A 19689-nucleotide genomic window follows, 5' to 3' on the forward strand; every position below is an offset into this window, starting at 1 on the left:
GTCGGCCGGCGCGCACTGCGCACGACCCATGCCCGGTCGCGGACGATGCCGTCGCCGGGACTTCCCTGTACCGGGCGACGGCCCCCACCGTCGCCCCTGCGCCGCTGCCCGCGGCGCCGCGCGATTCCGCGCTGGGCAGACACATTGGAACCGACCGCGCATCGGAGCGGCAACGCGGGGCATGTCCCCTCAAGGGCGAACGGCACGGCCAGCACACCCCCCTGCGAGCCCCGAGGAGCACAGGATCGATGCCGTCCGGTTCCAACGACAATCATCATCTCTGCACGTCAGCAACGTGTTCCGGAGCACCCCGCTCGCACGTGGGCGGACACCGCCGATCGGGGGTCGGGCTGAATCGCGGCGGATGACTGTGACCCGTTGTGTCGACGGGCTCCCGGCATCCCGCCCGCGTGCTGCGTCGACTCCCCGGCTGCGGCGTCGGCCGCCCCCGATACCCTGGGGACCATGAAGATCGCCACCTGGAACGTGAACTCGATCCGTGCCCGCGCCGATCGCGTGGAGGCCTGGCTCGAGCGCACGGACGCCGATGTCCTGGCCATCCAGGAGACCAAAGCCAAGGACGAGTCCTTCCCTTGGGAGGCCTTCGAGTTCTCCGGCTACGAGGTCGCGCACTTCGGGCTGAGCCAGTGGAACGGGGTGGCCATCGCCTCGCGCGTGGGCCTCGAGGACGTCGAGCGCACGTTCTCGGGGCAGCCGTCGTTCGGCAAGGAGGGCCAGGAGGCCGTCCAGGAGGCGCGCGCGATCGCCGCCACCTGCGCAGGGGTGCGCGTCTGGTCTCTCTACATCCCCAACGGCCGCGGCCTGGACGACCCGCACATGGCCTACAAGCTCGAGTGGCTCTCCGTGCTGCGCGACCGCGCCCGCGAGTGGCTGCAGGAGGATCCCCGGGCGCAGATCGCCCTGGTGGGCGACTGGAACGTGGCGCCGCAGGACCACGACGTCTGGGACATGCAGTTCTTCCTGGACAACGGCATGACCCACGTCTCCGCCCCGGAGCGCCGGGCCTTCCAGGCGTTCCTGGACGAGGGGTATCGCGACGTCGTGCGCGAGCGCCTGCCCGGCCCGGAGGTCTACACGTACTGGGACTACACACAGCTGCGCTTCCCCCGCAACGAGGGCATGCGCATCGACTTCCAGCTGTGCTCCCCGGCGCTGGCCGAGCGCGTCACGGGCGCCTCGATCGACCGCGACGAGCGCAAGGGCAAGGGCGCCTCGGATCACGTTCCCGTCGTCATCGAGGTCGAGTGATGACCGCCGTCGTCGCGGTGCCGGGGTCGCTGCCGTGGCGCGGCTGAGCGGGCTCGGCAGCGCCTGGCGCGCATCGGCCGCACCGGCGCAGCGCTTCGCCCTGCGCGTCTACGTGCCGCAGGACGACCTCGACGGCATCTACCAGCCCCTGGTCCCCGCAGCGCTGCCGCCGGAGGAGGGCTCGGCAGCGCAGCTCGAGGAGCAGCTGGCCCGGCTGGCCGCCGCCGAGGACGGCTCCCTGCCTCCTCGCTTCGACGCCCTGTGGAGACTGCCGAGCTCAGCCGCTCCGGCGCACCCGGACGAAGGCCTGCCCAGGCCGCTGTTCCACCCGTCGCAGCGCCTGCGCCGCAGCCTGCAGCTGTTCGCCGCGGCCGAGGAGGGCGATCAGGACGCCGCGCTGCTGTCCCTGCTGCTGCCCCATGACGAGGTCGCCGGCCGCGCCCGGAGTGCTGCCCCCGAGCAGTTCCTGCCGCAGTACGCCCGCCAGTCGGATTGGACGGTGCCGCTGTCCTGGTTCGCCCTGTTCCTCGAAGAGGACCTGGTGCGTACCCCGTTCCGCGGGCGGATCGTCCACCGGCTGATCGCCCCTGCCTCTGTGGCCGCCCAGCGCGCCGGGGAGGCCTCCGGGGCCATCGCGTCGCTGCAGCGCGAGGACGTGGCCGAGCTCGCCGAGGATCTGCAGCGGCTGTCGCGATGGGTCGGCTCCTTCGGGCACGGGGCGCTCATCACCCTGGACTACGGCGCGGTCGCCGATCGCCTGCAGCCGGACGAGAGCCCCCGCGACATGGCCGATGCCATGGCCTTCGCCAGAGACGGAGACCTGGAATCCACGGCGCTCGCCCTGCGGCGGCTGGTGCGCCGCTGGCTGCCGATCGCGCAGCTGGAGCACGCGAGCTGAGCCGCACGGCGCTGCGGATCTGCCGCAGCCGCCCGTCTGCTCAGCCCTCCCCCAGGACGGCGTCCACCGTGGCCAGGAACCGGCCCGAGCGCAGGTAGTCCTCCGCCTCGGCCAGCTCCGGAGCCAGGAAGCGATCTGGGCCCGGGGCGCCTGTGCGGCCCTCGAGCTCGCGCAGCACCGCGGCCGCGGCAGGGCTCGGCTCCAGCGGAGCCCGCAGGGCGATCGCGCGCAGAGCCGTGAAGAGCTCGACGGCCAGCACGCGGCGCAGGCCCTCCACAGCCCTGCGCAGCTTGCGCGCGCCGTGCCAGCCCATCGAGACGTGGTCCTCCTGCATGGCCGAGGACGGGATCGAGTCCACGGACGACGGCACCGCCAGCCGCTTGAGCTCAGAGACCATTCCCGCCTGCGTGTACTGCGCGATCATCAGCCCCGAGTCGGTGCCCGGGTCATCGGCCAGGAACGGCGGCAGACCGTGCGAGCGCGACGGGTCGAGCATCCGATCGGTACGGCGCTCGGCCATGGAGGCCACGTCTGCCACCGGGATCGCCAGGAAGTCCAGGACATAGGCCACTGGCGCCCCGTGGAAGTTCCCGTTCGAGGTGACGCGTCCGTCCTCGAGCACCACCGGGTTGTCGATCGAGGCGGCGAGCTCCCGCTCGGCCACCTGGACGGCGTAGTCCAGCGTGTCCCGGGCTGCCCCTGCCACCTGCGGTGCACAGCGCAGCGAGTAGGCGTCCTGGACGCGGTCGTCGCCCTGCCGGTGGGAGGCCACGATGCCCGACCCGTGCAGCACGGCCAGCATGGTCGCCGCCGAGACCGCCTGACCCGGGTGGGGCCGCAGCGGCTCGTGCAGCTCGGGGCGGAAGACCTGGTCGGTGCCCAGCAGAGCCTCGACCGACAGCGCTGCCGTGACGTCGGCGATGCGCAGCAGGTCCCGCAGCTCGTCGAGGGCCAGGATCAGCTGACCGAGCATGCCGTCGGTGCCGTTGATCAGCGCCAGGCCCTCCTTCTCGGCCAGGACCACCGGCTCGATCCCGGCCTCGGCCAGCAGCTGCGGCACAGGGCGCTCACGGCCCTCGCGGTCACGGGCCCGGCCCTCGCCCATCAGCACCAGGGCGCAGTGGGCCAGTGGCGCCAGATCCCCCGAGCAGCCCAGGGAGCCGAACTCATGGACCACCGGGGTGATCCCGGCGTTGAGGACATCGAGCATGGTCTGCAGCGTCTCCGGGCGGATACCGGTGCGCCCGGAGGCCAGGGTCTTGGCGCGCAGCAGCATCAGGGCGCGCACGACCTCGCGCTCGACCTCCGGGCCCATTCCGGCCGCGTGGGAGCGCACGAGGGACTTCTGCAGCCGGGTCCGCTTCTCCTGCGGGATGTGCTGGTTGGCCAGTGCCCCGAAGCCGGTGGAGATGCCGTAGACGGGCTGCGGGTCATCGGCCAGGGCGTCGATGTGGCGGCGGACCTCCGCGACCCGGGCCCGCGCCTGCTCGGCGAGCTCGACGCGCGCTTCGCGGCGGGCCACGGCGATCACGTCCTGGGCGCGCAGCCCCCGGACGCCCAGCTCGATCGTCGACTGCTCACCGACCGGCCGGCGGCCTCCGGGCTCAGCGCCGTCCTGGCTGCTCGACGAGGGCGTCTCGTGGGTGCTCATCGTGCGTCGGCTCCTCCCTGGGGCGCCGGGATCCTCCGAGCCGCCCCGCGCTTGCAGGTGTGAGCCATGTCACCACAGGAGGCTGGGGCGGCTCCACCGCGCTGAGGGATCAGCGTCCGGCATCCCAGACTCCTGCACCGCTGCGCCGCCTCACTGCCTCGTCCCGTACAGGCGGGCGGAGAGCTTGTCGGCGGCCCGGCGCAGCCGCAGCACGTAGCGCTCGCGCTGCTCGTCATCGACCTGCCCGCCCTGGCTGCGGAAGGTCAGGGCCACACTGGCCACGGGCAGGTCGCGGTGATCCAGGGCAGCGACCGAGACCGTCTCCAGCCCTTCGGTGACCTCGCCCGTCTCCCGACCCCAGCCGCGGGAGCGGGTGCGCACCAGCTCGGCGGACAGCTCGCTGGGCGTTGTGATCCTGGCCAGGCCCTCGCCCTGATCGGCGAAGGCCTCCCGATTGGGGTACAGCGCACGCACCTGGGCGCGGGGAAGCAGAGCGAGCATCGAGCGCCCGGAGGCGGTGCGGTGCGCCGGGATGCGCACGCCCACGTTGGTCACCAGCGAGGGCCGACGCGGCGCGCGCTCCTCGAGCACGTAGAGGACGTCGCGGCCGTGCAGGGTGGCCAGGTGGGCGCTCTCCCCCAGGTCGTCGACCACGCGCGAGAGCACCGCACGGCCCATCCGAGCCAGCGGGTCCTGGCGCACATAGGCCGAGGACAGCTCGAAGGCCGCGACCCCCAGACCGTAGAGGTGCTCCTCCGGCAGCCAGACGACGAAGCCCTCCTCCTCCATGACCCGCAGGAGGTGATACACCGAGGAGCGGGGCAGCTCGAGCGCCGAGGCGATCGACGCCGCCGCCGCCGGACCGCCCCTGCCCGCCAGGTAGCGCAGGACGCGCAGGGTGCTGCTCGCCGCCGGGACCTTGGATCCGGCCATGGACTTCATCCTCCACGTCGTCGTGAATGCCCTGAGGGGCTCGTGCGCACAGGCGGCTCCGGCCTCCGTCGACCCCGGCTCGGTGAATGTGCATCCGTCACTGTGCCAGCCGAATCGGCAGAGGCGAACCGCACCTGTCAAGATGTCTGCTGCGGCTCGGGAGGATATGCCATGCCGAACACATCCTCAGCCCGCTGCCTGTCCGAGCGCACCCGCGAGCTGGATCTTCAGGAGACCCCATGACCCACCACGACCCTGCCCGGCAGCCTGCTGCCGCCGTCCTCGCTCCCGGCAGGAAAGGAACCGAGCTCAAGCGCGGGCTGAGCAATCGGCACATCCAGTTCATCGCACTGGGCTCGGCGATCGGCACCGGCCTGTTCTACGGCTCCGCCTCGGCCATCTCCATGGCCGGACCTGCCGTTCTGGTGGTCTACCTCATCGCCGGTCTCGCCGTGTTCATGGTCATGCGCGCCCTCGGCGAGCTGGCCGTGCGCCACCCGCTGCCGGGCTCCTTCGGCCAGTACGCGGCCCGCTACCTCGGCCCGTTCGCCGGCTACGTCACCGGCTGGACCTTCGTGTTCGAGATGGCCGTGGTCGCCATCGCCGACGTCACCGCGTTCGCCGTGTACATGAGCTTCTGGTTCCCCGGCACGCCGGCGTGGATCTGGATCACCGCCGTCATCCTGTTCATCGGGGCGATCAACACCCGCAACGTGAAGACCTTCGGCGAGCTCGAGTTCTGGCTCTCGAGCATCAAGGTCCTGGCCATCATCGCCATGATCGTCGGCGGCATCGCCCTGATGATCATGGGCGTCTCCTACGCCCCGGATGCCTCCCCCGGCCCGCACAACCTCTTCGACCAGGGCGGGTTCATGCCCCAGGGCGTCTGGGGGCTGCTCGCCTCGCTGTCGGTCGTGGTCTTCGCCTTCGGCGGCATCGAGACCATCGGCATCACCGCCGGCGAGTCCGACGACCCCGGCCATGCCATTCCCCGGGCCATCAACGCGGTCCCCTTCCGGATCCTGCTCTTCTACGTCATGGCCCTCGGCGTGATCATGTCGTTGGTGCCCTGGGACAGCATCGACGGCGAGACCAGCCCGTTCGTGCAGATCTTCGACGCCCTCGGCGTCCCGTGGGCGCCGTCGATCCTGAACCTCGTGGTCATCACCGCCGCGATCTCCGCGATCAACGCCGACACCTACGGCGCGGGCCGCGTCCTGTTCGGCCTGGCCCAGCAGGGGCACGCGCCCCAGGTCTTCGCCCGCGTCTCCCGCTCCGGCGTGCCGTGGCTGACGGTGATCGGCATGCTGCTCGTGCTCGCGCTCGGCGCGGTGCTCAACACCGTGATGAGCGACGTCTTCGTCTTCATCGCCTCGATCGCCACGTTCGCAACCGTGTGGGTGTGGCTGATGATCCTGCTCTCCCACCTGGCCATGCGCCGCGAGATCGGCCTGCGCGGCGGCCCCGAGTCCGATTTCCGGGTGCCCCTGTGGCCGGTGGCCTCCTGGGCCGCGGTGGCCTTCGTGCTGCTCGTGATCGTCGTGCTGGGCATCATCCCAGAGACCCGTGTGGCGCTGCTGATCGGCGTCGTGTGGCTGCTCCTGCTCGGGATCGGCTACCTGTTCATCCGCGGACGCGGCCATGCCCGCCCCGAGCTGGACGACCGCACCTCGACGACCCCGCGCGTCCGTGGGGGCTGAGCCGCCGACGGACCTCCGGAGGGATCGTGCGGCCCCGCTGTGTGCGTCTGAGCAGCTATACGCACACTGCGGGGCCGCCCGATGACCTGGCGACAGGGCGGAGGGCCAGGCGGCGACGCTCAGGCGGACGGGGTGCTCGACGTCGTGTCGTCCTGGTCGCGCTGCTCGCTGCGATCGCGCTGGTGCTGCTTGAGGACCTCGACGTCGATGGCGCCGGTGATGGCCTCGTCGTCGGCCACGGACTCGCCCGCATAGCGCTCCAGATGCTGCTCGTGGCCCTGGGTGTAGGTGCGTCGCGGGTCCTCGCGCAGCGTCAGCAGGGCGCGGATGCGATCGCGGCGGCCGGTCTCGCGCACGATCTGCACACGGCGGCGCACGGACCAGACCACGAACAGCGCGATCATGAACATGCCGACATAGCCGATCACCGGGTACAGGTAGGACATCAGCGTGGAGAAGCCCACGAAGCTGACGGCGTACCCGGCCAGGCACACCAGCGGGAAGACCCAGCGGTTGTGCCGCGGGCGCTCGGCGGTCAGGCGCCGACCCAGGGCGTAGAACATCCCGATGGTGGTGTTGAAGATCATCAGGAAGATCACCACGACCATGACCGAGGCCGCCGCGGGGTGGATGGTCTCGAACGTCGTCAGCATGGGCACGCTCGAGTCGGCGACCTGCGGAATGCGCAGGTAGAGCAGCACGGCCGCCATGACCACGAGCAACCCGCACATCAGACCGCCCAGGAAGCCTCCCCAGCGGGCCTCGCGGGTGTTGGGGAGATTGCCGCCGATCACGAGGCTCATGGACACGGCCAGCATCATGTTCATGCAGGCGTAGTTGATCCCGGACAGCCACCAGGGGCGCACGGGGGTCTCGCTCTGCCGGGCGATCTCATCGAAGGAGGACGTGTCCACGGGCAGCTGGAGCATCGTGTAGACGAAGGCGGCCAGGACTGCGAGCACGACCAGCGGCGTCACCAGCGAGATGATGCTGGAGACGCGGTCGACGTCGAGCTGACCCACCAGGATCACGATCAGCGTCATCAGCCCCGCCCCCATCCAGCTGGGCAGCCCGAAGTGCTGCTGGAGGGTGGAGCCGGCTCCGGCCACCATGATGAAGCCCATCGCGAACATCGTGAGCGTCACCGAGACGTCCAGGAACCGGGAGATCACCGGGTGGGAGACATTGCGGAAGACCTTGAAATGGTCCTCAGCCAGGAAGTAGCTGCCCAGCTGAACGATCACCAGGCCGCCGACGGCCATGACCACACCGGAGAGCACGGCCCCCACGATGCCGATCGATCCGAAGGAGATGAAGTACTGGATCACCTCCTGCCCCGTGGAGAAGCCGGCACCCACCACCAGCCCCACGAAGGCCAGTGCGGTCATCAGGACGGTGCGCATGCGCATGGAGTGCTCCAGGAAAGACGACGAGGCGCGCCCGGATCCGCACCGAGATGCAGGGCGGGCGCGGCTGCGAACTCTGACGAGTGTAGGCTCGAACGCACAGCAGGCTGAGGATCCCCCGGTCTCGTGGGACCTGCCTATTCGGTCCGTCCGGAGCCGCCGTCGGCACGCGCCGCACGGCCTCGCGCCTCCTCGATGAGCTCCAGGTCCAGCGCCTCGGTGAAGGTCTCACCCTGCGCCGAGGACTCCTTCAGATACCCGGCCAGCTTGCGCTCGTGGCGGGCGGAGAGGCGGCGCTTCAGGTCCTCGCGCAGGCGCAGCAGCGCGCGGATGCGGTCACGACGCCCGGTCTCCTGGGCCACCTGGACGCGTCGGCGCACCCACCAGACGATGAAGACGACGATCATCAGCATCCCGAGGTAGCCCACCAGCGGATGGATGTAGGACATCAGCGTGGAGAGGCCCAGGAGGCTCAGCCCGAAGCCGGCCAGGCACACCAGCAGGAACACGGGGCGGTATCGATGCGGGGCCCGCACCGTCAGGCGGCGCCCGAGGGCGTAGAACAGCCCGATCACGGTGTTGAAGATCATCAGGTAGACCACGACCACCTTGACCGCGGCCGCACCGGTGATTCGGCCTGCTGGGCCACGGTGCAGAGCTGGGAGAGGTCCTGCGGCAGGTCGGACATGGTCCGGAGGAAGGCCGCCAGGACCGCGATGACCACCAGCGGCGTGATCCCGGAGATGATGCTGGACACGCGATCGACGTCGAGCTGTCCCGCGCCCAGCTCGAGCAGCGTCATCAGCCCCGCCGCCGCGACCAGCAGCCCGGAGATCACCGCGCCCCAGGTGCCCACGGCTCCGAGCGACGTGAAGTACTACTGGATCATCTCCTGGCCGGTGGCGAACCCCGCCCCCACGATCAGCCCCACGAACGACAGGGCGACCTTCACGGCCGTCATCTTCGTACTGCGGGGTCCTCCTCGGGTGGGCGCAGGACGGGCCGAAGCCCGCCCTGGGTCGGATCAGGCTGGGGCGCGGTCGCCGTCCTGGTCCGCGGAGTCCTCATCGTCCGAGAGGTCGTAGTCCTGCTCCGTGCGCTTCTCGAGCACCTCGCTCAGCCGATCGTCGTCGGCGGGGGATTCCTGGACCGCCTGCTCGTAGCGCTGCTCGTGACCGGAGGCGTACTCCTTATCCGGGTCGCGGCGCAGGCGCACCAGGGCTCGCAGGCGGCCGCGTCGGGTGGTCTCCTCCGAGATCTCCGAGCGGTGGCGCACCCAGCCGTAGACCATGACCGCGACCATCACCATGCCGGTGTAGCCGATCGCCGGGTAGACGTACTGCATGAGGGTGTCGAAGCCGGCGAAGCTCACGCCGTAGCCGAGCAGGCAGGCGAGCAGGAAGACCGGACGGTACTTGTCCCGATGCGATGCCGTGAGCCGGCGCCCCAGGGCGTAGAACATGCCGATCGCGGTGTTGAAGATCATCGCGAAGATGATGAACACCATGATCGTGGCCATGACCGGATGCATGGTCTCGAACAGCCGCAGCATGGGCACCGACGAATCAGCGACCTCGTCCATGTTGAGGTACAGCGCCGTCGAGGCCAGCAGCAGCAGCACCGTGTAGAGGGTGCCGCCCATCAGCCCGCCCAGACCGGCCTCGCGCGGCTCGGCATTGCTTCCGCCGATCACCAGGCACATGGACACGCCCAGCAGCAGGGCCAGGCCGTTGTAGTTCAGCGCCGAGAGCAGCCACGGCTGCACCGGCGATTCCTGCTCCTGGGCGATCGCATCGAGCTGGGAGAAGTCGGAGGGGAGGTTGATCATCGTGAAGACGAAGGCGACCACGACGGCCAGGATGACCAGCGGCGTGAGCGTGGAGATGACGCTGGAGACCCTGTCCACGTCGAGCATCCCGACCAGCATCACCACCACGGTCATCACCGCCGCACCGGCCCAGGCGGGGAAGCCCCACTGCTGCTCGAGCGTGGAACCGGCCCCGGCCAGCATGACGAAGCCGACGGCGAAGAGGGTCAGGGTCACCCCGATGTCCAGGAAGCGCGAGATCACCGGGTTGGCGACGCTGCGGAAGACGCGGTTGTGCTCCTCGGCCAGGTAGAAGCTGCCCAGCTGGATGATCACGGCGCCTGCCAGGGCGAACACCACGCCCGCGACCAGGGCTCCGACGAGGCCGATGGCCCCGAAGGAGAGGAAGTACTGGATGACCTCCTGGCCCGTGGCGAATCCCGCTCCCACGAGCAGGCCCACGAAGGCCAGGGCGATCTTGAAGGATCTCTTCAGAGACACTGTGGGCAGGCTCCTGTTCATCTGTCGTCCGTCCCGGGGGCTCCGCCGCGGAAGGCCAGAGCGTGAAACGGCCCCCAGCCACGTGTCGTCCTGGGGGCCGCGGATCGTCCCGGTGGGCGCCGGTGCGCCGACGCTTCACTGTAAGTGAGCCTGCTGATGAACCCCAGCGCCGGGATCACATCCCGATCACGGACTTCAGCGGCTCAGCTCGCGCAGCGCCGGTCGATCCAGAGCTCGACGGGCTCCAGGCGCGTGCGCAGCGCGTCGAGCTCCTGCGGCTCCAAGCCCGTGCCGTAGCCCTCGAGCAGCCCGGCGGCCTCGTCGAAGTCGTCCTGCACGGCGGCAGGTGCCTCGTCGGCGGCAGCGCGCACGTCCGCGGCCGTCGCGGCCGGATCCAACGACGGGGCGCCGTCCTCCTCGGCCAGCGGCAGCAGGGTGAGGGCGAGGTACAGCTCGGACACGACGGCGCACTGCTCGGGCGCACCCGGTTGCGGCGCGGCCTGCTGACGCGAGCCGGTGCTGGCCTGCGCGCCGGCCTGCGTCCCCGGCACGACCTCCGGGCCCTCGAGGGGCATTCCGCCTTCGGCCGAGCATCCCGGCAGCACCACGACGATGGCCAGCAGGGCGGCCGCGGGCAGCAGACGATGCGGTGCGGGTGTTCGGCTCACGCCCTCACAGTAGCGGCCGGGCGAGCCGTCACGGGCGGCGCAGCTCGAAGTCCACGATGTCGACGGGGCTGTCTGCGGGCATCTGCGGATAGTGCCGGTCCAGCGCGGCCTGCAGCTGGGCGAGGGAGTCGAAGCCATCGCGCACGGCGTCCTGGTCGGTGAGCTCATCGCGGCGCACGGTGCGCACGGCAGTCACCTCGGCGGCGATCACGACGTCCTCGCCGGATGCCTTCTCGAACTCGATCTCGGCGGGACCCGGGACGAAGGGATCTTGGTATCGCACCGTCTGGCGCTTGCTGCCGTCGCGAATCAGGGTCTCGGAGCCCTCCCACGTGCTGATGCGGTGAGGAATCGGCCGCTCGAACGATGGGCGGAGTTGGAGGACACCCCCCGACAGGGGCGTCGGACATGCAGAAGACCCCCGCACAACAGTGCGAGGGCCTTCTGGGCTGTGGCTCCGACCGGCGTCGATCCGGTGACCTTACGATTTTCAGTCGTACGCTCTACCAACTGAGCTACAGAGCCAGGCATCCGGTGTCTCAGATGCCAAGACGGCCTCAGCTGAGCTGACGCCGTCCATGCGACCCTGACGGGACTTGAACCCGCGACCTCCGCCGTGACAGGGCGGCGCGCTAACCAACTGCGCTACAGGGCCTTGTGGAGTGCTTTCAGGCGGTCCCGCGGGACCTCCCTGCCGTTTTCCAACGAGGCAAGATATTAGCACCACGACAGCCCCCGCGCGCAAATCGAGGTCCGCGGCCTCCGCCAGGCCGCCCGGACACCCCGGAGACGACGAAGCGCCCGGCCGGCGGATGCCGATCGGGCGCTTGTGCGCTGCTGGTACCCCCAACGGGATTCGAACCCGTGTCGCCGCCGTGAAAGGGCGGTGTCCTAGGCCTCTAGACGATGAGGGCGAACCGCGCGCACCGCGCGCGGACGGAACCGGAGCATACCAGGTCCGCCCTGTCTCTCGAGGGCCCCGACGATGCCCGCGCGACGGGACGCAGCACCCGATGTCAGGCCCTCGCGCGAGGATGAAGGGGTGATGGACATCAGCGAGACCGAGTTCGAGTCCCTGGTCGATGATGCCCTCGACGGCATCCCCGAGGACATCTTCGCCATGCTCGACAACGTGGTCGTGCTGGTCGAGGCGCGGCCCCCGGAGGGGATGCCGGAGCTGCTGGGGCTCTACGAAGGAGTGCCACTCACCGAGCGGGACTCGTCGTGGATGGGCTCGCTGCCCGATCACATCCGCATCTTCCGCGAACCGCTGCTGCGCATGTGCCGCAATCGCGACGAGCTGGTCCACGAGATCACCGTGACCGTCGTGCACGAGATCGCCCATCACTTCGGGATCGAGGAGGACCGACTGCACCGACTCGGCTGGGGTTGAGGGCCTGTCTGCGCGCACAGTCTGGAGCCCGGGGCAGAATGTCCGCAGGAGACCACCGCACACCACTCGTCAGCAGGAGACCGCGATGACCGCAGAGCACGGACTGCCCTCGGAGACGAGCCCCGCGACCTGGAGCACCTGGGACCGCTCGGGGACGGCGGAGGGCGTCCGCACGCTGCGCCCCCAGACGATCCAGCAGCTCGCCGAGGCCATGGCCGCGGCCGCGGCGGAAGGGCTGAGCACCCGGGTCACGGGCACGGGCCACAGCTTCAGCCTTCTGGCTCAGCCGCAGCAGCTGCGCCTGGACACCACCGATCTCGTGGGGCTGCAGGAGGTCGACCGGCCGGGGCGTCGGGCCACGTTCCTGGGCGGCACCCCGCTGATCCAGGCCACCCGCGAGCTCGACTCCTGCGGGCTGGCCTTCTCCAACCTGCCCGACACCCTCCACCAGTCCATCGCCGGAGCGATCTCCACCGCCACCCACGGCACCGGCGCGGGCTTCCAGTCGCTGTCGGGCCAGGTGGCGGCGCTGACCCTGGTGCTGGCCTCCGGCGAGATCGTCGAGTGCTCCCTCTCCGAGCGCCCCGAGCTCTTCCAGGCGGCTCGGGCCGGGCTGGGCGTCATCGGCGTGATCGCCGCCGTGACAGTGCAGTGCGAAGACTCCTACCGCCTGCACTCCGCCGAGTTCAACGAGTCTCTGGAGCCGCTGATCGGGGGACTGGGCGAGCGCATGGCCTCGGCCGATCACTTCGAGCTGTACTGGAACCCGGGCAGCGACTCCGCCCACACGCACATCATGAGCCGCCTGCACCGGCTGCCCGCCGAGTGGTCGGCTCCCGGCTCGCGGGTGGCCCAGAGCGTGCGTCGCAGCGACGATGCCGTTCTGCGCCGCGCCCTGCCGGCGGCCCTGAATCGCCTGGCGGGGGCCGCTCCCCGGGCGATCCCGGGGCTGCACAGGCTGGATTCGCTGTCGCTGAGCTCGCGGCGCTACACGGATCTGTCGTACAAGGTCTTCGCCTCGTCACGGCCCGTGAAGTTCCTGCAGACCGAGTGGGCCGTGCCCCTCGAGCAGCTCCCGGAGACCTTCCGCGAGGTCCAGAAGGTGCTCGAGCGCGAGCGGGCAGACCTGGGCCTTCCGCTGAGCGTGCGCTGCTCGGCCCCGGAGGAGACCTGGCTGTCGCCGGCGCACGCGCGCTACACGGGGTGGATCACGGTGCGGCAGTTCTGGCGGCGCTGGCGCCCGGAGACCTTCGAGGCCCTCGAAGAGGTCTTCCTGGCCCACGACGGACGCCCCCACTGGGGAGGGCGCCACAGCCTGCAGGCCGAGCAGCTGCGTCCCATGTACGCCCGCTGGGACGACTTCCTGGCCGTGCGCGAGCAGGCCGACCCCCGGGGGCTGCTGCTCAACGACACCGCCCGCGGCCTGCTGGGCCTCTGAGCCGAGTCGCCACCCCGCCCCGGGCGGGTGGCGACGCCGTCGCAGTGGGCCGTGCCTGCGGCCCCGCGACCCGACGACGGCACGCACCGCCGCTGAGGACGCAGAAGCGCACCCCATCGAAGTTGACGGGGTGCGCTTCTGCGGCCTCGACGTCGAGGAGATGCGCCTCTGCGGCCTCAGCCCTGGCGGGAGACGTGGACCATCTCCTCGCGGTCCACGACCTTCACGCGCTCGCGCGGGCTGCCCGCGGCGTCGACGGCGGCGGCGCCCAGTGACTGCTCGTGCTCGTCGAGCTGCAGCCAGCCGTCCCAGGTGGTGTACTCGACGCCCTTGGACTCGAGGGTCTCCACGACCGCCTCGGGCTCGGGGCGCACGGCCGAGAGCTGGCCGCGGTCCTCCAGCAGGTGCGTGATGGTCTCGAGGGCATCCGACTTGGTGGCGCCGATCAGGCCCACCGGCCCGCGCTTGATCCAGCCGGAGGCGTAGACGCCATTGAGCACCGCGCCCTCGGGATCGACCACGCGCCCCTCCTGGTTGAGGATCACTCCCCGGTGGAGGTCGAACGGGATCTCCGGCAGCGGCGAGCCCAGGTAGCCGATCGCGTAGTAGACGGCGCCCATGGGGTGATCCACGTACTCGCCGATCGGGGACACGGAGCCGTCCTCGTTGAGGCGGGTGCGCTCGGTGCGCAGCGCCGCGACCTTCCCGTCCTCGCCCAGGATCGCCTCCGGACGCTGGAAGAAGTGCAGGTGCAGGCGGCGCGAGGCGGTCTTGGGGGTCTCGTCCTCGGTCCACTTGCGCAGGGTCTTGAGCATGACCTTGGCCTGGTTGGAGTCGCCGGCGGCCTCATCGGCCACGTCCTCCGGGGAGTAGTCCTCGTCGTGGACGATGACGTCGACGTCCGGGACCTTGCCGAGCTCGCGCAGCTCGAGCGGGGTGAACTTCATCTGCGCCGGGCCGCGACGGCCGAAGACGTGGACGTCCGTGACCGGGTTGGCCTTCAGCCCTCGGTAGACGTTGTCCGGGATCTCGGTGGTGAGCATGTCATCGGCGTGCTTGGCCAGCACGCGGGCCACGTCCAGGGCCACGTTGCCGTTGCCGATGACCGCGACCTGCTCGGCCTCCAGGGGCCACTCGCGCGGGTAGTCGGGGTGGCCGTCGTACCAGGCGACGAAGTCCGCCGCACCGTGCACGCCCTCGAGCTCGACGCCCTCGACCTCGAGCGGGGCGTCCTTGACGGCGCCGGTGGATAACACGACGGCGTCGTAGAGGTCCTCCAGATCGCCCAGGGTGAGGTCCCGGCCGTACTCGACGTTGCCGAAGAAGCGCACCGTGCCGCTGCCCAGGATCTGGCGCAGGGCCGTGATGATGCCCTTGATGCGGGGGTGATCGGGGGCAACGCCGTAGCGGATCAGGCCGAAGGGCGTGGGGTAGCGGTCGAAGAGGTCGATCGAGACCTCGACCTCGCCGCTCTTCACGGCCTCCGACTTGGCCAGCATGTCCGCGGTGTAGATCCCCGCGGGACCGGCGCCGATGATCGCCACGCGCAGCGGCCGTCCGGCGCCCTGCGACTGCGTCTGCTCCGTCATGTGTCTCTCCTCCTCGGCCCTCGCGGGGCCGTGCGTACGATTCTGCGGCTGATCCACTGAGGCCAGCCTAAGCAATGGGGTGGTCCACTCAGGACCGCAGCAGGCCGCGACCCCGCAGCAGCCGCTTCTCGAGCGGGTTGAACAGCAGCAGCTCGATCACGATGCCGACCGCCAGGATGGACAGCACGGCGGTGAGCACCACGGCCATGTCCGAGACCGTGCGTCCCTGCGCCAGCAGGGACCCCAGCCCGAAGCCGATAGAGCCGCCGATCGCGATGAGCTCAGCACCCATCAGCGAGCGCCACGAGAAGGCCCAGCCCTGCTTGAGCCCGGCCGCGTAGCCCGGCATGGCGGCCGGGAGCACGACCTTCAGCGCCAGCGTGGAGCCCGTGGCACCCATGATCCGCCCTGCCTTGAGCAGCTGCGGAGGGATCTGGTCCACGCCGGCCAGCATGCCGTTGACGATCGACGGGATCGCGCCCATCAGCACCACGAAGTACACCGTGGCATCCGAGAGCCCGAACCACACGATCGCCGCCGGCACCCAGGCCACCGACGGCAGCACCTGCATCCCCGAGATCAGCGGACCGACCGCGTTGCGCAGCCCCTGCCACGAGGCGATCAGCAGGCCCAGCGGCGTGGCCACGACCACCGCGATCAGGAAGCCGCTGATACCGCGCCACAGCGAGGTCCCCAGCGCACCGGGCAGGGTGCCGTCGGCGGTGGCGGCCCCGATCTGGCGGGCAACGTCGATCGGCCCCGGCATGATGTCCGGGCGCGGATCGATCAGGGCCACGAGCAGCTGCCAGATCAGCACGGCGGCCACGAGCGCGGCCAGCGTGGGGGCGGCGCGCTGCCGGAAGACCTCCCCCGGGGAGCGTCGACGGCGGCCGTCGGACTGCAGCGCGTCGAGCCCCGCCAGGGCGCTGTCCGGGGAGTCGGGATCGGCCGCCGACAGGGCGGAGGACGACGGGCCCGACGACGGCGTGCCGCGGCCCTGCACCCAGGGGGCCTGGGCGTCGGCAATGGTGCGATCAGCGGGCATGGCGACCGATCTCCTCCCTGAGCCGTCGGGTGATGATGCGGGTCAGCTCCGCCAGCGTCTCCTCGGTGCTCTGGCCGCTGGCCTCGAAGCCGTGGGCGCTCGGATCCTTCCAGGGCCCGGTGTCCCACTGCTCCACGATCCGACCGGGCCGCGAGGACAGCAGCAGCACGCGCTGGCCCAGGTGGACGGCCTCGGAGACGTTGTGGGTGATGAACACGATCGTCCGCCCGGTGACCTCCCAGATCCGCAGCAGCTCCTCCTGCAGGAGGTCGCGGGTGATGGCATCGAGGGCGGAGAAGGGCTCGTCCATGAGCAGGACCTCGCGCTCCTGGGCCAGCCCTCGGGCCAGGCCCACGCGCTGGCGCATGCCGCCGGAGAGCTCGTGGGGGCGCTTGTCCGCGACCTGAGGCAGGCGCACGAGCTCGAGCAGCTCCTCGGCCCGCTCGCGGCGCCGGGCACGGGGCACGCCGGCCAGCTCGAGGGCCAGCTCCACGTTGCGCCCGGCGCTCAGCCACGGGAACAGCGAGGCGTCCTGGAACATGAAGGCGCAGCCCTCGGCCGGGGCGGTGACGCTGCCGGCGGTGGGCTCCTCGAGCCCGGCGATGATGTTCAGCAGCGTCGTCTTGCCCGAGCCCGAGGCTCCGAGCAGGGTCACGAACTCGCCGCGGCGCACCTGCAGATCCAGGTCAGCGAGCACGGGCGTCCCTCCGAAGGACTTGGCCAGCCCGTCCAGGCTGATCACGGACTGCCCGCTCACTGCTGGGCCTCCACGGGCTCCAGGCCGCGCCGCTCGCGCACGCGGTTCAGCGGCTGCACATCCACCAGCCCCTCGAGCGAAGCCTCCTGCGTGACCCCGGCCGAGACGCCGTTGTCCAGCAGGGTCGAGTAGGTCGAGGCCAGGGGATCCGAGGTCCACTGCATCTGCTCGAGGGCGCTGATCAGCGTCTGCTCGGGCAGCCCCTGCCCCTGGGCGTCGACCATGGCCTCGTTGAGCATGGCGGCCTCGTCCTTCTGCGGCATCTGCTCGAGGTGGGCTACCGAGTCCTCGAGACCGTCCAGCAGCTTCTCCACGGTCTGCGGGTGCTCCTTCAGGTAGTCGGTGCGCACGGCCAGCACGGTCGTGGGGTACTGGCCGTCGGGCCACAGCTCGCCCTCGTCCACGAGCACGCGCCCGCCCTCCTCGGTGATGAGGGTGACCCACGGCTGAGGGCCCCAGAAGCCGTCGATCTGGCCCTGCCGGAAGGTCTGCAGCGCCTGCCCCGAGGGCATGGGCGTGATCGAGACGGAGTCCGGGGAGCCGGTGTCCACCTCGTAGCCGCGCTCGGCGAGCCACACCCGCAGAGCCACGTCCTGGGTGCCGCCCAGAGCGGGGGTCGCGAAGGTGCGCCCGGCCAGGTCGTCCTCGCCGGCGACGTCGTCGGAGACCACGAACTGCGCGCCCCCGGAGGTCGCCCCGCCGATGATCGTGATCGACTCCCCGCCGGACTGGACGTAGGAGTTGATCGCGGGGTTGGGGCCCATGAACGCGGCGTCGACCTCGCCCGAGTTCATGGCCTCGATGGTCGTGGGCCCGGTCGCGAAGACCTGGGTGCTCAGATCGGTCTCGCCCAGCGCCTCGGCGAAGAGGCCGTCGTGCACACCGGCCAGCGCAGGGCCGTGCGTGAGGTTCGCGAAGTAGCCCAGCGTGAGCTTCTCGGCGTCCGAGGTCTGGATCCGCTGGTCTTCGAGTGCCTCGAGCGTCCCATCGGCGCGCAGGACCGTGGCCGTCACGGACAGCACGAGCAGCACTGCCAGCCCCGCGAGCACCAGGGGCCAGCCCATGAGGCGGCGCTTGCCGCGCTGCCGCCCCTGGGCCACGCCGGCAGTGCGGGTGACGGTCTCCAGCGGCTCCGGTGCGCCGGCGCGACCGGGGCTGCGATCGGCCACTCAGCCCTCCCCGACCAGGCCGGCGGCCAGGGTGTTCCCGGACTGCTCGTCGATCAGCAGGAACGCTCCGGTGCGGCGCAGCTGGGCGTAGTCGTCCAGCGGCAGCGCCGAGGGGGTGCGCAGCACGACGGAGCCGATGTCGTTGAGCTCCAGGGACTGCGCCTCACGCAGCTGCATGGTCTCCAGATCCAGGGCCCCGACGATCTCGCCCACCATGGCCTTGACCGTGGCGGTGCCGTGCTTGAGCAGCACCCGCGAGCGCGGGCGCAACGGGGTCTCGCCGAGCCAGGCCAGGCGCGCCGTGAGCTCCTTGATCGGCTCCGGTGGGGTCGGCTCGGCGGCGGCGATGAGCTCGCCGCGGGCCACGTCGAGATCATCGGCCAGGCGCAGCGTCACCGAGCGCGGCGCCGCGGCCTCCGTGAGCTGCTCGCCCGGGAACGGGCCGGCCTGCTCGGCGGCCGTGCCGGCCACGTCGATGCCCACGACCGTGGTGCGACGCCCCGACGGCTGCACCACGACCTCATCACCCACAGCGACCGTCCCGGAGGCGATCTGCCCGGCGTAGCCGCGGTAGTCGCGGGTGGTCTCGGGGTCCACGCCCTGGGCCACGCCGCCCTGCGGGCGGATCACGTACTGCACGGGGAAGCGGAAGGGACGGGCCTCGCCGCGACCGGACTCATCGACCGTGGGCAGCTCCTCGAGGATCCGCAGCAGCGGGCGGCCGTCGTAGCCGCCCTGGAAGTACCAGGCCAGCCGCTCTGAGGGCTCCACGACATTGTCGCCCTCCAGCGCAGAGACCGGGACGACCTTCAGCCCCTCGAGCAGCTCCTCGGAGCCGATGCTGCGGGCCACCTCGGTGATCTCCTCTCGGATCTCGTCGAAGCGGGCCTGAGACCAGTCCACCAGGTCGATCTTGTTGACGGCCACGACCACGTGCGGGACGCGCAGCAGCGCGGCCACGGCCAGGTGGCGGCGGGTCTGCTCGAGCACGCCGTGGCGGGCGTCGACCAGCAGGACCACGGCATCGGCGGTCGAGGCCCCGGTGACGGTGTTCTTGGTGTACTGCACGTGCCCGGGGCAGTCGGCCAGCACGAACGAGCGGCGGTCGGTGGCGAAATAGCGGTAGGCCACATCGATCGTGATGCCCTGCTCGCGCTCGGCGCGCAGGCCGTCGGTCAGCAGGGCGAGGTCCAGCTTCCCCTCGCCGCCGCCGAAGCCGCGCTCGGCGGAGGTGCGGGCCACGGCCTCGAGCTGATCGGCCAGGATCGCCTTGGCGTCGTGCAGGAGGCGGCCCACCAGGGTGGACTTGCCGTCGTCGACGGAGCCGGCGGTCGCGAAGCGGAACAGCGAGCCGGGATCGATCGTGGAGGTCACGGCGGGAGCGGAGGTCTCGGTCACGGGCACCTTCTGTGGTTCGTCGGCGCGCATCGGCGCTGGGGCGTGGACGGGGCGGAGGCAGCGGGGC

At 70.9% G+C, this 19689-nt stretch carries 18 protein-coding genes and 3 tRNA genes; 5 read left to right on the forward strand and 16 right to left on the reverse strand.

The features are described from left to right. Positions 1–465: 465 nt before the first annotated feature. Complete coding sequence (locus tag M3E84_RS01270) at positions 466–1269, forward strand: exodeoxyribonuclease III (RefSeq protein WP_259894140.1); 804 nt, start codon at positions 466–468, stop codon at positions 1267–1269. A gap of 34 nt (positions 1270–1303) precedes the next feature. Then, the gene (locus M3E84_RS01275) at positions 1304–2167 is read left to right on the forward strand and encodes a hypothetical protein (RefSeq protein ID WP_259894142.1); all 864 of its coding nucleotides are present in this window, start codon (positions 1304–1306) and stop codon (positions 2165–2167) included. A 40-nt stretch (positions 2168–2207) separates the two neighbouring features. On the opposite strand, the gene hutH is transcribed toward M3E84_RS01275, so the two are convergent. Together hutH and M3E84_RS01285 are read right to left on the reverse strand one after the other, a co-directional pair. After that, positions 2208–3818 (reverse strand): histidine ammonia-lyase, encoded by a 1611-nt coding sequence (hutH, locus tag M3E84_RS01280; protein ID WP_259894144.1) that lies wholly within the window; start codon positions 3816–3818, stop codon positions 2208–2210. A 150-nt stretch (positions 3819–3968) separates the two neighbouring features. Beyond that, positions 3969–4751, reverse strand: coding sequence for an IclR family transcriptional regulator (locus M3E84_RS01285; RefSeq protein WP_259894146.1), 783 nt, complete (start codon positions 4749–4751; stop codon positions 3969–3971). Positions 4752–4990: 239 nt separating this feature from the next. On the opposite strand from M3E84_RS01285, the gene M3E84_RS01290 reads away from it, so the two are divergent. Then, positions 4991–6451: an amino acid permease gene (locus M3E84_RS01290; protein ID WP_259894147.1), complete on the forward strand. Its 1461-nt coding sequence runs from the start codon at positions 4991–4993 to the stop codon at positions 6449–6451. Positions 6452–6570: 119 nt separating this feature from the next. On the opposite strand, the gene M3E84_RS01295 is transcribed toward M3E84_RS01290, so the two are convergent. The 9 genes from M3E84_RS01295 to M3E84_RS01335 all read right to left on the reverse strand — a co-directional run bounded on the left by M3E84_RS01295 (position 6571) and on the right by M3E84_RS01335 (position 11747). Next, on the reverse strand, positions 6571–7860 hold the full coding sequence (locus tag M3E84_RS01295; protein WP_259894149.1) for a hypothetical protein: 1290 nt from the start codon (positions 7858–7860) through the stop codon (positions 6571–6573). A gap of 134 nt (positions 7861–7994) precedes the next feature. Then, positions 7995–8459, reverse strand: coding sequence for a hypothetical protein (locus M3E84_RS01300; protein WP_259894151.1), 465 nt, complete (start codon positions 8457–8459; stop codon positions 7995–7997). After that, a complete protein-coding gene (locus M3E84_RS01305; RefSeq protein WP_259894152.1) occupies positions 8447–8713 on the reverse strand; it encodes a hypothetical protein in 267 nt (88 codons plus the stop codon). The genes M3E84_RS01300 and M3E84_RS01305 overlap by 13 nt, the downstream gene beginning before the upstream one ends. A 168-nt stretch (positions 8714–8881) precedes the next feature. Beyond that, positions 8882–10165, reverse strand: coding sequence for a hypothetical protein (locus M3E84_RS01310; RefSeq protein WP_259894154.1), 1284 nt, complete (start codon positions 10163–10165; stop codon positions 8882–8884). 203 nt (positions 10166–10368) lie between these two features. Then, entirely contained in the window at positions 10369–10833 is a 465-nt protein-coding gene (locus M3E84_RS01315; RefSeq protein ID WP_259894155.1) for a hypothetical protein, read from the reverse strand. Positions 10834–10861: 28 nt separating this feature from the next. Then, positions 10862–11185: an ASCH domain-containing protein gene (locus M3E84_RS01320; protein WP_311200410.1), complete on the reverse strand. Its 324-nt coding sequence runs from the start codon at positions 11183–11185 to the stop codon at positions 10862–10864. 100 nt (positions 11186–11285) lie between these two features. Then, positions 11286–11358: transfer RNA gene (locus tag M3E84_RS01325), tRNA-Phe, on the reverse strand. Between the two features lie 56 nt (positions 11359–11414). After that, a tRNA-Asp gene (locus tag M3E84_RS01330) sits at positions 11415–11488 on the reverse strand. A 183-nt stretch (positions 11489–11671) separates the two neighbouring features. Continuing rightward, a tRNA-Glu gene (locus M3E84_RS01335) sits at positions 11672–11747 on the reverse strand. 131 nt (positions 11748–11878) lie between these two features. Between M3E84_RS01335 and M3E84_RS01340 the strand changes: the two genes are divergently transcribed. Together M3E84_RS01340 and M3E84_RS01345 are read left to right on the forward strand one after the other, a co-directional pair. Then, positions 11879–12226: a metallopeptidase family protein gene (locus tag M3E84_RS01340; RefSeq protein ID WP_259894156.1), complete on the forward strand. Its 348-nt coding sequence runs from the start codon at positions 11879–11881 to the stop codon at positions 12224–12226. 85 nt (positions 12227–12311) lie between these two features. Next, positions 12312–13664, forward strand: coding sequence for a D-arabinono-1,4-lactone oxidase (locus tag M3E84_RS01345; RefSeq protein WP_259894158.1), 1353 nt, complete (start codon positions 12312–12314; stop codon positions 13662–13664). A 176-nt stretch (positions 13665–13840) separates the two neighbouring features. On the opposite strand, the gene M3E84_RS01350 is transcribed toward M3E84_RS01345, so the two are convergent. From M3E84_RS01350 to M3E84_RS01370, 5 genes are all read right to left on the reverse strand, one after another. After that, positions 13841–15253, reverse strand: a complete 1413-nt coding sequence (locus M3E84_RS01350) for an FAD-dependent oxidoreductase (RefSeq protein ID WP_259894160.1) — start codon at positions 15251–15253, stop codon at positions 13841–13843. Positions 15254–15341: 88 nt separating this feature from the next. Beyond that, entirely contained in the window at positions 15342–16298 is a 957-nt protein-coding gene (locus M3E84_RS01355; protein ID WP_259894161.1) for an ABC transporter permease, read from the reverse strand. Continuing rightward, complete coding sequence (locus M3E84_RS01360; RefSeq protein ID WP_259894163.1) at positions 16288–17055, reverse strand: ABC transporter ATP-binding protein; 768 nt, start codon at positions 17053–17055, stop codon at positions 16288–16290. The genes M3E84_RS01355 and M3E84_RS01360 overlap by 11 nt, the downstream gene beginning before the upstream one ends. Further along, positions 17052–18224 (reverse strand): ABC transporter substrate-binding protein, encoded by a 1173-nt coding sequence (locus tag M3E84_RS01365; RefSeq protein WP_259894164.1) that lies wholly within the window; start codon positions 18222–18224, stop codon positions 17052–17054. Before M3E84_RS01365 ends, M3E84_RS01360 begins: the two co-directional genes overlap by 4 nt. Beyond that, on the reverse strand, positions 18225–19652 hold the full coding sequence (locus tag M3E84_RS01370) for a sulfate adenylyltransferase subunit 1 (protein ID WP_396415531.1): 1428 nt from the start codon (positions 19650–19652) through the stop codon (positions 18225–18227). Positions 19653–19689 lie beyond the last annotated feature (37 nt).

It is taken from the genome of Kocuria sp. p3-SID1428, assembly GCF_025149945.1.
Classification (GTDB): domain Bacteria; phylum Actinomycetota; class Actinomycetes; order Actinomycetales; family Micrococcaceae; genus Kocuria.

Bases quoted from the DNA above. Each gene is read 5' to 3' on its own strand.
- M3E84_RS01295 (WP_259894149.1), bottom strand. From the start codon at position 7,860: ATGCGCATGCGCACCGTCCTGATGACCGCACTGGCCTTCGTGGGGCTG.
- M3E84_RS01370 (WP_396415531.1), bottom strand. From the start codon at position 19,652: ATGCGCGCCGACGAACCACAGAAGGTGCCCGTGACCGAGACCTCCGCT.
- M3E84_RS01355 (WP_259894161.1), bottom strand. From the start codon at position 16,298: ATGCCCGCTGATCGCACCATTGCCGACGCCCAGGCCCCCTGGGTGCAG.
- M3E84_RS01345 (WP_259894158.1), top strand. From the start codon at position 12,312: ATGACCGCAGAGCACGGACTGCCCTCGGAGACGAGCCCCGCGACCTGG.
- M3E84_RS01270 (WP_259894140.1), top strand. From the start codon at position 466: ATGAAGATCGCCACCTGGAACGTGAACTCGATCCGTGCCCGCGCCGAT.
- hutH (WP_259894144.1), bottom strand. From the start codon at position 3,818: ATGAGCACCCACGAGACGCCCTCGTCGAGCAGCCAGGACGGCGCTGAG.
- M3E84_RS01340 (WP_259894156.1), top strand. From the start codon at position 11,879: ATGGACATCAGCGAGACCGAGTTCGAGTCCCTGGTCGATGATGCCCTC.
- M3E84_RS01350 (WP_259894160.1), bottom strand. From the start codon at position 15,253: ATGACGGAGCAGACGCAGTCGCAGGGCGCCGGACGGCCGCTGCGCGTG.
- M3E84_RS01285 (WP_259894146.1), bottom strand. From the start codon at position 4,751: ATGGCCGGATCCAAGGTCCCGGCGGCGAGCAGCACCCTGCGCGTCCTG.
- M3E84_RS01290 (WP_259894147.1), top strand. From the start codon at position 4,991: ATGACCCACCACGACCCTGCCCGGCAGCCTGCTGCCGCCGTCCTCGCT.